A 14,404-nucleotide genomic window follows, 5' to 3' on the forward strand; every position below is an offset into this window, starting at 1 on the left:
AACTCGCCGCCGAAACGTTCCGCGCCGATCTTCGTCAGCGCCGCCGTCAGCGTCGTCTTGCCGTGGTCCACGTGACCGATCGTGCCCACGTTCACGTGGGGCTTGGTGCGCTCGAACTTACCCTTGGCCATGATTGCGTATCTCGTTGAACTGTTGGATGGAGGCCCGCGCTTTCCGCTGCGGGACGAAGATGGTGCTCACGACTGGAATCGAACCAGTGACCTCCTCCTTACCAAGGAGGTGCTCTACCGACTGAGCTACGTGAGCGTGAGTTGTACCCTGGCGCCGCGGTTCCAATGATACCCCGCGGTGGAGCGGGAGACGGGAATCGAACCCGCACCATCAGCTTGGAAGGCTGAGGTTCTACCGTTGAACTACTCCCGCGCCGGGATGAAGCTGGTGGAGGGAGGTGGATTCGAACCACCGAAGGCGTAAGCCAGCAGATTTACAGTCTGCCCCCGTTGGCCGCTTGGGTATCCCTCCAGCACATGGAACCTTTGAAATCAGCCCGCGATTTTGACGTGCCGGATCGAGGCTGTCAACGCCTGCGGCACATTTCCGCACGCCGTGCGACACCGGGGCGCCGCGCCGACGCCCGCCGGCTCAGACGTTGAAGCGGAAATGCAGGACGTCGCCTTCCTGCACCCGGTACTCCTTGCCTTCAAGGCGCAGCCGCCCGGCCTCGCGCGCGCCGGATTCGCCCCGGTAGCGCAGGAAGTCGTCGTAACCGATGGTCTCGGCGCGGATGAAGCCCTTCTCGAAGTCGGTGTGGATCACCCCGGCCGCCTGCGGCGCGGTGGAGCCGGCCTTGACCGTCCACGCACGGACCTCCTTCACGCCGGCGGTGAAATAGGTCTGCAGCCCCAGCAGGCTGTAGGCCGCGCGGATGACCCGGTTCAGGCCCGGCTCCTCCAGGCCCAGGTCGGCCAGGAAGACATCGCGGTCGGCGTCGTCAAGTTCGCTGAGCTCCTCTTCGATGGCGGCGGAGACCGGCACCACTTCGGCGCCCTCGCCCGCCGCCCGCTCGCGGACGACGTCCAGGTGAGGATTGCCCTCGAACCCGTCCTCGAGCACGTTGGCCACGTACATCACAGGCTTCAGGGTCAACAGGAACAGGTCGCGGACCGCGGCACGATCGTCTTCCGACAGGCCCAGCGCGCGCACCGGCCTGCCGGCGTCCAGGCCGGCACGCACCCGCGCCAGCACCTCGACGCGCGCCTTGGCGTCCTTGTCACCGGTCTTGGCCGAGCGCTCGGCGCGCTGCAGGGCCTTTTCGACCGACTCCAGGTCGGCCAGCGCCAACTCGGTGTCGATGGTCTCGATGTCGGCGATCGGGTCGACCTTGTTGTTGACGTGGATCACGTCGTCGTTCTCGAAGCAGCGCACCACGTGGCAGATCGCGTCGACCTCGCGGATATGGGCCAGGAACTTGTTGCCCAGGCCCTCGCCGCTCGCCGCACCGGCCACCAGGCCGGCAATGTCGACGAACTCGACCGCGGTCGGGATCACCTTCTGCGGGTTGATGATCTCCGCCAGCGCGTTCAGGCGCGGGTCCGGCACCGGCACCACGCCGACATTGGGCTCGATCGTGCAGAAGGGGAAGTTGGCCGCGGCGATGCCCGCCTTGGTCAATGCGTTGAAGAGGGTCGACTTGCCGACGTTCGGCAGGCCGACGATGCCGCATGTGATGCCCATTGTTCTGTCAGGTCCTGTTGGTGTGCAGCCGCTTCATGGCTTCGTTGAAATCGCCGGCCATGGCCAGCGGCAGCACGTCGAACGCCTCGTCGATGGCGCGCCCGATGAGAATGTCGTCGTCGGGCGACGGGCGCCCCAGCACCCAGCCGGTGACCCGGTCCTTGTGCCCGGGATGGCCGATGCCGACGCGCAGGCGGTGGAACCGGCCGTGCCCGAGCAGGCGCATGGTGTCGCGCAGCCCGTTCTGGCCGCCGTGGCCGCCGTCGAACTTGAGCCGGGCGGTACCCGGCGACAGGTCCAGCTCGTCGTGGACCAGCAGCGCCTGTTCCGGCTCGATCTTCCAGAAGCGAAGTGCGGCGACCACCGACTTGCCGCTGAGGTTCATGAAGGTGGCCGGCTTGAGCAGCCAGGCCTCGTGGCCCGCGATCCGGACCTTCGCAGTCTCGCCGTACAGTTTGCCGTCGACCTTGAAGCGCTCGCCCTCGCGATCCGCAAGGGCGTCGACAAAACGGAACCCGGCATTGTGCCGGGTCCGTGCGTGCTCGGTGCCGGGATTGCCCAGCCCGACGATGAGTCGAAGGCCGTCCATCGGGTCGACGCCGGCCGGCGCGCCCGGATCGGGGCGCCGGCGCGAAACGCCTTACTTCTCCTGGGCGTCGTCCTGCTTGCTGGTGGGGACTTCGGCATCGGCCGCATCCTCACCCGCTTCCGGCTCGGCCTCGACGCGCGCGTGGCGGGCCACGGCGACGGCGGGGTTGTGCTCTTCGTCGAGCTTGACCGCGAGCTCGACGCCTTCGGGCAGCGCGACGTCGGACAGGTGCACGGTATCGCCGAGCTCCATCTTGCCCAGGTCGACCTCGATCGATTCCGGCAGCTTGCCAGGCAGGCAGATGACTTCGACCTCGTTGAGCTCCTGGGTCAGGACCACGCTCGCATCCTTGCCGGCAGGCGAGGTTTCAGCGTTCACCAGGCGCAGCGGCACGTTGACGCGGATGGCTTCGTTCTCGTTCACGCGCTGGAAATCCAGGTGCATGATCAGCTGGCGGTACGGGTGGCGCTGCATGTCGCGCAGGAGCACCCGCTCGACCTTGCCGTCGACCTCGAGGTCGAGGATCGACGAATAGAACCACTCGTGCTGGCTGGCGACCCAGGTCTTTTCCTGGTCGAGCTGGATGCTCTTCGGGGCGGCTTCGCCACCGTAGACGATGGCGGGGACCTTGCCGGCATGACGCAGGCGGCGGCTCGCACCCTTACCTTCGTCCTTGCGGCTGGAGGCCGTGATCTTGTTCTCGTTCATCAGTTTTGCTCACTTGCTCTGGATTGATCGCCTCGCGGCGGATGGTGACTCCCCCGCGACCAGGGGAGCCTGTTGAAACGGGTCGGGATGCGGCCGGGGCCGTCAGTCCACGTACAGCGAACTCACCGATTCGCCGAAGGCGATGCGGCGGATGGTTTCGGCCAGGAGCTCGGCAACGCTGAGCTGGCGGATGCGGCCGCAGGCGCGCGCCGCGTCGGAAAGCGGAATGGTATCAGTCACCACCAGCTCGTCGAGCTGGGAGCGCATCACGTTGTCGATGGCGGCACCCGACAGCACGGGATGGGTGCAATAGGCGACGACCTTGGTGGCCCCTTCCGCCTTCAGCGCCGCAGCGGCGGCGCACAGGGTGCCGGCGGTATCGACGATGTCATCGACCAGCACGCAGGTCTTGCCGGACACGTCGCCGATGATGTTCATCACCGTGGCCACGTTGGCCTTCGGACGGCGCTTGTCGATGATCGCGAGGTCCGCATCGTCCAGGCGCTTGGCGATCGCGCGGGCGCGGACCACGCCGCCCACGTCCGGGCTGACCACGACCATGTTGTCGGTGCCGTGCGCGCGCCAGATGTCGGCCAGCAGCAGCGGCGAGGCGTAGACGTTGTCCAGCGGGATGTCGAAGAAGCCCTGGATCTGGTCGGCGTGCAGGTCGACGGTCAGCAGGCCGTCCGCCCCGGCCGCGGTGAACATCCGCGCAGCCAGCTTGGCCGTGATCGGCACCCGCGAGGAGCGCATGCGGCGGTCCTGGCGGGCGTAGCCGAAGTACGGCACCACCGCGGTGACGCTGCTCGCCGAGGCGCGCTTGAGCGCATCGATCAGGGCCAGCACCTCCATCAGGTTCTCGGCGGTCGGGGCGCAGGTGGACTGCACCACGAACACGTCCTGGCGGCGCACGTTCTCCTCGATCTCGACCTGCACCTCGCCGTCGGAAAACGTGGACACCAGCGCCTTGCCGGGACGCACGCCGAGCTCCCGGCACACGGCCTGGGCGAGCGGGCGGTTGGCATTGCCGGAGAAGATCAGCAGGTTGCCATCTTCTTTTTTCACGGGACTACTCCGCTGGGGACGCTGCAAACAACGATGTGATTGGCAGGGGCGGCAGGATTCGAACCTGCGAATGCCGGGATCAAAACCCGGTGCCTTGGGCCACTTGGCGACGCCCCTGCGGTGACCAGGCCGCAAGTGCATCCAGCAGCGGCGAGCGCGACACGCCGGCCACCACCCGGGCACGAAACCCGGCAGGCAGCGCGGCGAGCGCGGCTTCGGCGTGCCCGCGCGTGGCGAACTCGACGAAGCAGCCGCTGCCCGTCCCGGTCAAGCGTGGAGTACCGATGCGCGAAAGCACCTGGAACGCGGCCTCGACGGCAGGTTCCAGGGCACGCAGCACCGGCTCGAACGCATTGGCGAGCAGAGCACCCGAAGCGAAGTCGGACATTGTCGCGGGCGCGGCATCCCTCGTCAATTCAGGGGCTTGGAACAGGGTCGCAGTGGCGACGTGGACACCCGGGTCGGCGACCACGTACCAGGCCGGCGGCAGCTCCACCGGGGCCAACACCTCGCCGACGCCCTCGGCCCAGGCATTGCGGCCGTGGACGAATACCGGCACGTCTGCGCCAAGGCGGGCACCCAGCACCGCAAGCGCGTCGCTGCCGGCATCCAGGCTCCAGAGCGCGTCCAGCGCGCAGAGGACAGTGGCCGCGTCTGAGGACCCACCGCCGAAGCCACCTCCCGCGGGAATGCGCTTTTCAACGCAAATGTCCGCACCATTGGCGACGTTGAACGATTTTTGCAGAAGTTTTGCCGCGCGCAGACTGAGGTCCAGCGCTTCGGGAACGGCTCCGAGATCCTCGCCGTGGCGAACGATGCGGCCATCGATGCGCGGGCGCAGGTGCACGGAATCGCCCCAGTCGAGGATCCGGAACACCGTTTGCAGCTCGTGGTAGCCGTCGGCACGGCGCCCGGTGATGTGCAGGAACAGATTGAGCTTGGCCGGCGCCGGCCACGCAGACCAGCCGGGCGCGGTCATGGCCCGGCCTCGCCCCAATCGTCGACGACCAGGCGCACGCCGGCGTCGCCACGCCCGGCATCGATGCGCAGCGGCAGCGCCGGATGCCCGCCACCGGCTTCTCCCCACCTGCGGAACTCGATGGTCCAACCCGCCTGCTCCAGGCGTGCGGGCAGCAGGTCGGCGCCGAAGTCCATGCGCGCGGGACCATGCTCGGCTTCGTCGGCCGGCAGGCCGCGCAGCCACGCGCCCAGCGCGCCCACGGGCACGTCGAGGCCGGTGGCTTCGAGCAGCAGTCGCTGGCCATCCGGACCGGTCCGCGTGCCGCCCTCCATGCCCTCCAGACGTGCACCGCCGGCGTCCACGGACAAGCGCCAGCTTTGCCGGGTCACCGGTGCCGCCAGCGCGATCTCGATGGCCGCGCCGTCCTGGCGCCATTCAATGCGTCCGCTGCCGCCCCTGGCGCCGCGGGTGATTGCCGCGCGCCCGGCCAGCTGCCAGGCCGGCATCGCGGCGAGTGCCTGCGCGCGCCCGGCCTGGATGGCTTCCGCACGCTCCAACGCGGCCGCTTCAAGCGCCGGCAGCGTCGCTGGAGGCAGGGACCGCGTTGCGCAGGCGGCAAGCGCGCCGGCGCAGGCCAGCCCGAACAGGATCCGCGGATACCTCATGCGCCGACATCCTCCAGCGCGCGCTGCAGCGAGCGATTGTCGGGATCGATGCCGCGGGCATCCTCGAACCATTCCATGGCCTCGTCCCGACGACCCAGCTGCCACAGCACGGTGCCGACGTGCGCGGCGATCTCGGCGTCCTTCTCGAGCACGAAGGCGCGGCGCAGTTCGATCAGGGCCTCCTCATTGCGGCCCAGCCGGTGCAGCACCCAGCCATAGCTGTCGATGATCGCGGCGTTGGTAGGCTCCGCCACCCGCGCGCGCTCGATGAGTTCCAGCGCTTCGCGGTAGCGGTCGGTGCGGTCGGCCAGGGTATAGCCCAGCGCGTTCAGCGCGGCGCTGTTGTCGGGCTCGGCCACCAGGATGCGGCGCAGATCGGCCTCGGCGCGGGGAATGTCGTCGCGGCGTTCCCACATCAGCGCGCGCGAGTACAGCAGCGCGGATTCGTCGGGAAACGCGGCCAGGCCACGCGCCAGGACATCCAGCTCGGCGGCGGCGTGGCCGTCCTCGCGGCGCAGCTCCGACTCCATCAGGTAGGCATCGCGACGCAGGCGGTCGTCGGCGTCGGCATCCTGCTGCAGGGCGTGGAGCGCTTCGTAGGCCTCTTCGCCGCGCTCGAGATCGTGCAGCATCTTGGTTGCGCGCAGGCGCGCGGTGGCGCGCTGCTCGCCGCCAGGGACGCTGCGATACCAGTCCAGGGCTTCGCCCGGCCGTTCGAGGAATTCCGCGACCTGGGCCAGCAGCAGCCGCCGCGCCGGATTGGGCACCTCGGCACCCTTGGCCAGGTCGTCGTAGAGCGCGGCCAGCGCGACCTTGTCGTCGGCGTCGGCCAGCAGCGACGCGCGCAGCGCCACCTGGCCGAGGTCGTCATCGCCACCCGAGGCGACGGCAAGCAGGGCTGCGCCCGCCGCGGGATCACCGAGCCCGGCATAGGCCAGCGCCACGCGCGCACGGATCCGCGGCGCCGCGAGGGCGCCCCCGGCGGCCAGCGCATCCAGCACCGCGCGGGCATCGTCGCCATGGCCGGTGCGGTGCAAGTGCTGGACCCGCAGCAGGCCCATGGCGGGGTCGCCGGGATGCAGCTCACGCGCCACCGCGTCGATGCGACCGAACAATTCGTCGTCGCCCAGGCCGAGCGCAAGCTGCCCCGCCGCCGACAGCGGCATCGGCTCGGTGGGCAGGGCGCCGCGATCGAACAGCTGCCCGAGCACGCGCGCGGACAGCGCAGGGTCGCGGCTGCCGGTGCCGAGCACTCCGAAGGTGGCCAGCCAGCCGCGCGCGCCACCTTCGCGCAACATCGCTTCAAGCTCACGCCTTGCGGCCCGCGCCTTGCCGGTGCGCAGGGCCAGGGTGGCGCCCGCACCCTGCATGCCGAGCGACTCGGGGGCCCGCTCGCGCCACAGCGCCAGCGCCTCGCCGAGCGCCCGGTCATCGCGCCCCATCAAGGCGTAGCGGGTGGCCCGGGAGGCCAGCGCGGCATCCCCGGGCGCGGCCCGCGCAGCCTTGAGGTACCAGTCCACCGCTTCGTCCAGGCGCCCGGCGGATACCGCGAACTCGGCCGCCATGACCTCGCGCAGGGGAACTTCCGCGGAGCCATCGCCGGCCGCCGCCGGCGCCGCCGTGCACAGGACCGCGGCCAGCAGCGCGGCCAGCGCCCGAATGGGCGCGGAACGCCCGTTCCGGGCGCTGCGGGACGCGCGAGGCGCGGGCACCGTAAAATGTCGCCATGTCATGCCGGCACTTTATCGCAAGCACCTGAACGAATGAGCCTTGTCGCCATCGGCCTCAACCACCAGACCGCGCCCGTCGAACTGCGCGAACGGGTGGCCTTTGCCGACGATCGGCTGCGCCACGCGCTGGCGGACCTGCGCACCCTGCCCGGCGTGCGCGAGGTCGCGCTGCTGTCGACCTGCAATCGCACCGAACTCTATGCCGTGGCCGACGACGGCGGCCGCGCGCTGGCGAACTGGCTGGCCACCCACCCCGAAGACCCGATGGGCGATGCCGGTTCGCTGCAGGCCTATCTGTACCGGCACGCCGACGCCGACGCCGCACGCCATCTGTTCCGCGTCGCCACGGGCCTTGATTCGATGGTGCTGGGCGAGCCGCAGATCCTCGGCCAGGTGAAGCAGGCCTGGTCGATGGCGCGCGGCGCGGGCACGCTGGGCGGGCAGCTGGACCGCCTGTTCCAACACGCCTTCGTTACCGCCAAGCGCGCGCGCACCGAGACCCGCATCGGCACCAGTCCGGTCTCGATGGCGTCGATGGCGGTGCGCTTGGCGCAGGACAGCTTTGCCCGGCCCGAGGATTCGGTCGCCCTGCTGGTCGGCGCCGGCGAAACCATCGAGCTGGCCGCCCGCCACCTGGCCGCGGCCAAGGTCAAGCAGCTGATGGTGGCCAACCGCACCTATCGCCACGCCGAGGAGCTGGCGCACCGGCACGGCGGCATGGCCCTGCCGCTGGACGAGCTCGAGCACCACCTGCACCTGGCCGACATCGTGTTTTCCGCCACGGCCAGCCGCGAACCGGTCATCAACCGGGCCGCCGTGGAGTCGGCCATGCTCGCGCGGCGCCATCGCCCGATGCTGCTGCTCGATCTTGCCGTGCCACGCGACATCGACCCCGAAGTCGGCGGCCTGCGCGATGTCTACCTGTATACCGTCGACGACCTCGAGCGCGCGGTCGAGGACAACCGGCGCAACCGCCGCGAGGCCGCCGACGCCGCCGAGTCGATCATCGACCTGCAGGTGGCGAGCTACGAGCGGATGCGGGCCACCGGCTCGCGCAGCGGCCCGATCCGGCGCCTGCGCGCCCATGGCGAGGCGGCGCGCAGCGAGGTCCTGGAACGCGCGCGCCAGCAGCTGGCCGCCGGGCAGTCGCCCGAGGCGACCCTGGAATTCCTTGCGCACACGCTGACCAACCGCCTGCTGCACGCGCCTACCGCGGCGCTGCGCGAGGCCGCCGCCGCCGGTGACACCACCATGCTGGAGGCCGTCGAGCGCATGCTGCCCCCCGGTCATGCGGGCGCCCCACCCGCCGCCACCCCTCGCCCGGGCACCGACGATGCTGCCGACCCTGCGCCGTAAGCTCGAGGCCCTGGCCGAACGTCGCGACGAACTCGAGCGGCTGCTCGCCGAGCCTTCGGTCGCTGCCGACCAGTCGAAATTCCGCGCCCTGTCGCGCGAATTCGCCGGCCTCGACCCGCTCGCTGCCGCCCTCGCCGACGAAGGCCGCGCGCGCGCCGACCTCGAGGCCGCCGAGGCGATGCGCGCCGATCCGGAACTGCGCGAACTGGCCGAAGACGAAGTCGAAGCGGCGACCGTGCGCCTGGCCGAACTCGACGACGTGCTGATGGCCCTGCTGGTGCCGCGCGACAGCCGCGACGACGGTGGCATCTACCTCGAAGTCCGCGCCGGCACCGGCGGCGACGAGGCCGCGATCTTCGCCGGCGACCTGCTGCGCATGTACACGCGCTATGCCGAACGCCAGGGCTGGCGGGTCGAGGTCGAATCCGCCAACAGCGGCGAACACGGCGGCTTCCGCGAGGTCGTGGCCCGGGTCGAAGGGGCCGGCGCATACGCGCGGTTGAAATTCGAATCAGGGACCCATCGCGTGCAGCGGGTGCCGGAAACCGAGTCCCAGGGCCGCATCCACACCTCGGCGGCGACGGTCGCGATCATCCCGGTCGAGGAGGACGGCGAGCCGATCGAGATCAACCCCGCCGACCTGCGCGTCGACACCTTCCGCTCGTCGGGCGCCGGCGGCCAGCACGTCAACAAGACCGACTCCGCGATCCGCATCACCCACCTCCCCTCCGGCGTGGTGGTGGAGTCGCAGACCGAGCGCTCGCAGCACGCCAACCGCGACAAGGCGATGAAGCGCCTGCGGGCGATGCTGGCCGAGGCCGAGGCCGAGCGCCGCGCCGCGGCGACGGCCGCCAGCCGCAAGCTGCAGGTCGGCAGCGGCGACCGCAGCCAGCGCATCCGCACCTACAGCTATCCACAGGGCCGGATCACCGACCACCGCGTTGACGGCCTGACCCTGTACGACCTGCCCAACGTGATGGACGGCGCGCTCGATGCACTGGTGGACCGCCTCACCCGCGAGCACCAGGTGGACGAACTGGCGCGCCTGTCGGAGCAGGCCTCGTGAACCCCGGGGTTCCCGCATGAACGCGATGCGGGACCCCCGCGACGAAGCGCGACGCGCAGTGGCGGCCGCTCCCGGCAATCCCATCGCCTGGGTCGTACTGGCCGACGCCGAGCTGGACGCCGGCGATGGCGCCACCGGCGAGGCCGCCGCCCGACGCGCGCTGGCGCTGGCGCCAGGGCATCCCGAAGCGCTTGCACGCCTGGGCCGCGCGCAGTGGCTGCGCGGCCAGCATCGCGCGGCCGTGGACAGCCTCGGCCAGGCCGCCCGCGCGGCCCCTGGCCACCCCGGCATCGCGCTGTGGCTCGGCCATGTCCTCGAGGATATCGGCGAGGCCGAAGCCGCGTCGGAGGCCTATGCCCGCGCCCACGCCCTTGCGCCCGGCTCGGCACAGATCGCCGCCTATCTCCTTGCCTGGCGCAGGCGGCTCTGCGATTGGCGCGGCCTGGACGCGCTGTCGGCCCAGGTACGCGGTGCGGTTGCCCGCGGGGAGGCGGCGGTGGAGCCGTTCGCTTTCCTCAGCGAAGACGGCGACGCCCTGGAGCAGCTCCGCTGCGCGCGCCTCAACGCCGCCGGCATCGCGCGCGCAGTACGGCCGCTGCCACCGCGCGGGCATGCCGCCGGCGACGGCGCGCTACGCATCGGCCCGCTGCGCATCGGCCTGCTGTCCAACGGTTTCGGCGCCCACCCCACCGGCCTGCTCACGGTCGCCTTGCTGGAGGCGCTGCGCGCCGAGCCCGGGCTCGAGGTACACCTGTTCGCGCTCAATCCCGGCGACGGCAGCCTGGTGCGCCAGCGGCTCGAAGCGGCGACCACGCTGCATGACGTGTCCGGGCTGCCCCATGCCGCGGTGGCGCTGCGGATCCGCGAGGCCGGCATCGACATCCTCCACGACCTGCGCGGCTGGGGCGGCGGCGGCACTCCCGCGGTGCTCGCGATGCGGCCCGCGCCGGTGCAGGTCAACTGGCTGGCCTACCCCGGCACGTCAGGCGCGCCCTGGATCGACTACGTGCTGGCCGACGGCTTCGTGCTGCCGCAGGCCCTGGAGGCGGGGTTTTCCGAAGCCGTCGCGCGGCTGCCGCGCTGCTTCCAGCCCTCCGATACGCGTCGCGCGCCGGCAACGCCGCCTGCGCGCGCCGAATGCGGCCTCCCGGACACCGGCGTGGTGTTCTGCTGCTTCAACAACAGCTACAAGACCAATCCGGCCAGCTTCATGCGTGCGATGGCGGTGCTCCGCGGCGTACCCGGCAGCACGCTGTGGCTGCTCTCCGGTCCCGGGCGTGGCGACGATCGCCTGCGCGCCGCCGCGACCTCGGCAGGCCTCGACCCGGCGCGCCTGGTATTCATGGCCAAGCAGCCCCACGCGGCCTACCTGGCGCGGCTGCAGCTCGCCGACCTCTTCCTCGACAGCAATCCCTACAACGCCCACACCACCGCGTCCGACGCGCTCTGGGCCGGCTGCCCGGTGCTGACCCGCCCCGGACGCACCTTCGCCGCGCGCGTGGCCGGCAGCCTCAACCACCACCTCGGCATGGACGAACTCAACGTGGCCGACGACCGCGCCTTCGTCGAGCTCGCCATCGCCCTGGGCAAGGACCCGGCCCGGCTCCGCGATGTCCGCGTCCGGCTGGAACAGCTTCGCGCGTCGTCCGGGCTGTTCGACATGGCCGGGTTCGCGCGCGACTTCGCAGCCATGGCCAGGGCCATGGCCGACCGCCACCGCCGCGGGCTGGCGCCGGGCCCCATCCAACTGCACGAGGAGTCTTCGTGACCCGGGAATTCCGTGGCAAGGATTACAAGCGCGAGATCAAGGCGCTTCAGCTGGAACTGGTCGCGATGGCGCGCTGGGCGCGCCATCGCGGCGAACGCATCGTCGTTCTGCTGGAAGGGCGCGACACCGCCGGCAAGGGCGGCACCGCCAAGGCCATCACCGAGCACCTGGACACCCGCCAGTACCGCGTGGTCGCGCTACCAAAACCGAGCGAACGCGAGCAGGGCGCGTGGTACTTCCAGCGCTACATCCCGCACCTGCCCACCGCCGGCGAGATCGTGCTGTTCGACCGCAGCTGGTACAACCGCGCCGGCGTCGAGCAGGTGATGGGCTTCGCCAGCCAGGACCAGGTCGACGCGTTCCTGCGGCAGGCTCCGGTGTTCGAGAAGCTGCTGGTCGACGACGGCATCCGCCTTTTCAAGTACTGGCTGTGCTGCGACCAGGAGCAGCAGGAGGAGCGCTTCGCCGAACGCCGCGAGGATCCGCTCAAGGCCTGGAAGCTGTCACCCATCGATCTCGAGGCGCGGCTGCGCTACGACGACTACACCCGCGCCCGCGAAGCGATGCTGGTCGCCACCCACACCCCGCACGCGCCCTGGACCCTGGTCGACTACAACCACCAGAAGTCGGGGCGCCTGGCCCTGATCCGCAACCTGCTCGACCACCTGCCCGACGTGACCGTGCCCGCGTGCCACCCGGAGTTCCCGCCGCTGCCGGGCAAACCGCTGAAGGAGCGCTACGGGGTGGTCGAGCCGATCCCGCCCTACGCCACCGGCGACGACTGAAGCCCCTCCGGACGACTGAAGCCCCGTGCAGGAGCAGCTGGGGAACGCGGGTCAGCTGCCTTGGCCGGGTGCCGGGCCGCCGGCGGCTTCGATCGCCTGCTCCAAGTCCGCGGCCGTCACCGGGCCGAGGAACGTCTTCACCAGGCGTCCGTCCGGCGCGACCAGGCAGGTGAGCGGCAGGCCGCGCGGGGTCGGGAAGTCGCGCGGCGGATCGTAGGTGTCGATGATCGCCACCGGATACACCACCGGGCGCTTCTGCAGGAACGCGCGCAGGGTCTCCGGATCGGTGTCCTCGTAGGCCAGGCCGATCACCTCGATGTGCTCGCGCATCGCGTCAAGCGCGGACAGCTCGGGCATTTCCTTGATGCAGGGCGCACACCAGGTCGCCCAGAAGTTCACCACCACCCAGCGTCCGCGGCGCTCGGCCAGGTCGTAGCTGTCGCCATCGAGGGTAGTCACGACGAGGGACGGATACCCGGCGCCTCCGGCACTCGGGGCCGATTCGGTCCCTTCAGCCGCAGCCCCGGGCGCATCATCCGAGCCGTTGCCGGGTGCCCCGCTGCGCACATCGCCCGGTCTCGGATCAGGCGCCGTGGCCGGGGGCGGCGCCTCCAACGCGCCCGGTCCTTGCGCATCCTCGCGCTGGCAGGCGACAAGGAGTGCAAGGGCGAGGCAGGTGGCAAGGGCGTGGCGCAGTGGCATGTCGGTCATCCGGACGGTGGTTCGAGGCAGTCACCGACGCGGCGGCGGAGCAGCTCGCGCAGCGGCAGCCGCAGCTGGTCGATGGTGGCGATCACCGCGGCGCCGCGGGCGTCATCGGCGCCCGGCAAATGTGCCTCGGAGATCGGGATGCGCAACTGGCCGGCTTCGTAGAGTTCGGCCAGGCTGAGGTCGTCGAGGTCGCGCGCCAGCAGCCATTCGCCGCCCTCCGCCCGGCGCACCACGCGGATCGACTCCAGCTGTCCGAGCGTCTCCTGCACCAGTGCATCGGTGAGCACAGGCTCGCAGTCGAGGATCTCGTCGCTGTGCAGCCCCCTGCCCTCCGCGCGCGCCTCCCGCAGGCGGGCGAGCAGGCGCAGCATGGCGTAGATCTCGTAGCCCTGCGGCAAGCGCATGTGTGCCGGCTGGTAGCGGAACGCCGACACCGAGGATGCGAACGAGGCACCCAGCAGCACGCTCACCCAGCCGAAGTACAGCCACAGCAGGAAGATCGGCACGAAGGCGACCGCGCCATAGATGTTCTGGTAGCCGTTGAAGCTGCCAAGGTAGATGCCGATCAGGCGACGGGCGGCCTCGAGCAGCAGCACCGCCACCACCGCGCCGGCGAAGGCGTGCCGCCACTGCACGGTGCGGTGCGGCACCACGCGGTAGATCATGGCAAACGCCAACAGCTCGATGACAACCGGAGCGGCGCCCAACAGGGTGTCCTGCAGCCATTGCCCGGCGCCGGTGCTGAACACCTCCAGCGCGAAGATCCGGCCAAGCACCGACAGGCTGGCCGCGGCCACCAGCGCACCCAGGGTCAGCACCGTCCAGTACACCAGGAAGCGCGAAAACTGCGGCCTTGCGGAATGGACGCGCCAGATCCGGTTGAAGGCGGATTCGATCCCGAACAGCGTCACCAGCACCGAAACCACCAGTGCGATCACGCCCACGGCAGTGAGCTTGCCGGTGTTCCCGGAGAACGACAGCAGCCAGTCGCGGATGCCCTCGGCCGAGCTGGGCACGAAGTTGGCGAAGATGAAGCCGGTCAGCAGGTCGCGCCATTCCTCGAACACCGGGAACGCCGACAGCACGCCGAACACCACCATCGACAGCGGCACCAGGGCGAACGTGGTGGTGAACGACAGCGCGCCGGCGGCCTCGAACAGGCGGTCGTCGAGGAAGCGCCGCCACAGGAAGCGGGCGAAGGTCGTGGCGCGCGCGCGGTCGCGCAGGCGCTCGCCCCAGCGGTTGAGCGAATCCAGTGGCTCCATCGTCGCGAGGTTAACCGATCGCGCGGCACGCGACGGCCTG

General features: G+C 70.6%; 14 protein-coding genes and 4 tRNA genes. 4 read left to right on the forward strand and 14 right to left on the reverse strand.

Features of this window, described 5'->3' with window-relative positions:
• The 12 genes from ACW7G5_RS13830 to ACW7G5_RS13885 all read right to left on the reverse strand — a co-directional run.
• Nucleotides 1–131 (reverse strand): GTP-binding protein (locus ACW7G5_RS13830; protein ID WP_049472324.1); only part of this gene is annotated, 131 nt, incomplete at its 3' end.
• 60 nt (nt 132–191) lie between these two features.
• Nucleotides 192–267, reverse strand: a tRNA-Thr gene (locus ACW7G5_RS13835).
• A 43-nt stretch (nt 268–310) separates the two neighbouring features.
• Nucleotides 311–384: transfer RNA gene (locus tag ACW7G5_RS13840), tRNA-Gly, on the reverse strand.
• A gap of 13 nt (nt 385–397) precedes the next feature.
• A tRNA-Tyr gene (locus ACW7G5_RS13845) sits at nt 398–483 on the reverse strand.
• 120 nt (nt 484–603) lie between these two features.
• Nucleotides 604–1,695, reverse strand: a complete 1,092-nt coding sequence (ychF, locus tag ACW7G5_RS13850; protein WP_457005460.1) for a redox-regulated ATPase YchF — start codon at nt 1,693–1,695, stop codon at nt 604–606.
• Between the two features lie 7 nt (nt 1,696–1,702).
• Entirely contained in the window at nt 1,703–2,284 is a 582-nt protein-coding gene (gene pth, locus ACW7G5_RS13855; RefSeq protein WP_457005462.1) for an aminoacyl-tRNA hydrolase, read from the reverse strand.
• Nucleotides 2,285–2,335: 51 nt separating this feature from the next.
• Nucleotides 2,336–2,992 (reverse strand): 50S ribosomal protein L25/general stress protein Ctc, encoded by a 657-nt coding sequence (locus tag ACW7G5_RS13860; protein ID WP_457005464.1) that lies wholly within the window; start codon nt 2,990–2,992, stop codon nt 2,336–2,338.
• Between the two features lie 102 nt (nt 2,993–3,094).
• Nucleotides 3,095–4,057, reverse strand: a complete 963-nt coding sequence (locus tag ACW7G5_RS13865) for a ribose-phosphate diphosphokinase (protein WP_343255931.1) — start codon at nt 4,055–4,057, stop codon at nt 3,095–3,097.
• 40 nt (nt 4,058–4,097) lie between these two features.
• Nucleotides 4,098–4,174 (reverse strand) — tRNA-Gln (locus ACW7G5_RS13870).
• Entirely contained in the window at nt 4,137–5,036 is a 900-nt protein-coding gene (gene ispE, locus ACW7G5_RS13875) for a 4-(cytidine 5'-diphospho)-2-C-methyl-D-erythritol kinase (protein WP_457005466.1), read from the reverse strand. The genes ACW7G5_RS13870 and ispE overlap by 38 nt, the downstream gene beginning before the upstream one ends.
• Complete coding sequence (gene lolB, locus ACW7G5_RS13880) at nt 5,033–5,683, reverse strand: lipoprotein insertase outer membrane protein LolB (RefSeq protein ID WP_457005468.1); 651 nt, start codon at nt 5,681–5,683, stop codon at nt 5,033–5,035. The genes ispE and lolB overlap by 4 nt, the downstream gene beginning before the upstream one ends.
• Nucleotides 5,680–7,395, reverse strand: coding sequence for a tetratricopeptide repeat protein (locus ACW7G5_RS13885; protein WP_457005470.1), 1,716 nt, complete (start codon nt 7,393–7,395; stop codon nt 5,680–5,682). Before ACW7G5_RS13885 ends, lolB begins: the two co-directional genes overlap by 4 nt.
• Nucleotides 7,396–7,446: 51 nt before the next feature.
• Here ACW7G5_RS13885 and hemA point away from each other — a divergent pair, with 51 nt between their 5' ends.
• Genes hemA through ppk2 form a run of 4 tightly spaced genes read left to right on the forward strand, consistent with a single transcriptional unit; the run spans nt 7,447 to nt 12,388 of the window.
• Nucleotides 7,447–8,769, forward strand: coding sequence for a glutamyl-tRNA reductase (gene hemA / locus ACW7G5_RS13890; RefSeq protein ID WP_457005472.1), 1,323 nt, complete (start codon nt 7,447–7,449; stop codon nt 8,767–8,769).
• Nucleotides 8,747–9,835, forward strand: a complete 1,089-nt coding sequence (gene prfA / locus ACW7G5_RS13895; protein ID WP_457005474.1) for a peptide chain release factor 1 — start codon at nt 8,747–8,749, stop codon at nt 9,833–9,835. The genes hemA and prfA overlap by 23 nt, the downstream gene beginning before the upstream one ends.
• Before the next feature lie 16 nt (nt 9,836–9,851).
• Nucleotides 9,852–11,603 (forward strand): O-linked N-acetylglucosamine transferase, SPINDLY family protein, encoded by a 1,752-nt coding sequence (locus tag ACW7G5_RS13900; protein ID WP_457005476.1) that lies wholly within the window; start codon nt 9,852–9,854, stop codon nt 11,601–11,603.
• Nucleotides 11,600–12,388: a polyphosphate kinase 2 gene (gene ppk2 / locus ACW7G5_RS13905; protein ID WP_457005478.1), complete on the forward strand. Its 789-nt coding sequence runs from the start codon at nt 11,600–11,602 to the stop codon at nt 12,386–12,388. Before ACW7G5_RS13900 ends, ppk2 begins: the two co-directional genes overlap by 4 nt.
• Before the next feature lie 51 nt (nt 12,389–12,439).
• Here the strand turns inward: ppk2 and ACW7G5_RS13910 are convergent, their stop codons facing one another.
• Together ACW7G5_RS13910 and ACW7G5_RS13915 are read right to left on the reverse strand one after the other, a co-directional pair.
• On the reverse strand, nt 12,440–13,099 hold the full coding sequence (locus ACW7G5_RS13910) for a TlpA family protein disulfide reductase (RefSeq protein WP_457005480.1): 660 nt from the start codon (nt 13,097–13,099) through the stop codon (nt 12,440–12,442).
• Nucleotides 13,096–14,364, reverse strand: coding sequence for a YihY family inner membrane protein (locus ACW7G5_RS13915; RefSeq protein WP_457005482.1), 1,269 nt, complete (start codon nt 14,362–14,364; stop codon nt 13,096–13,098). Before ACW7G5_RS13915 ends, ACW7G5_RS13910 begins: the two co-directional genes overlap by 4 nt.
• Nucleotides 14,365–14,404: the final 40 nt, after the last annotated feature.

This window comes from Luteimonas sp. A501 (genome assembly GCF_054052085.1).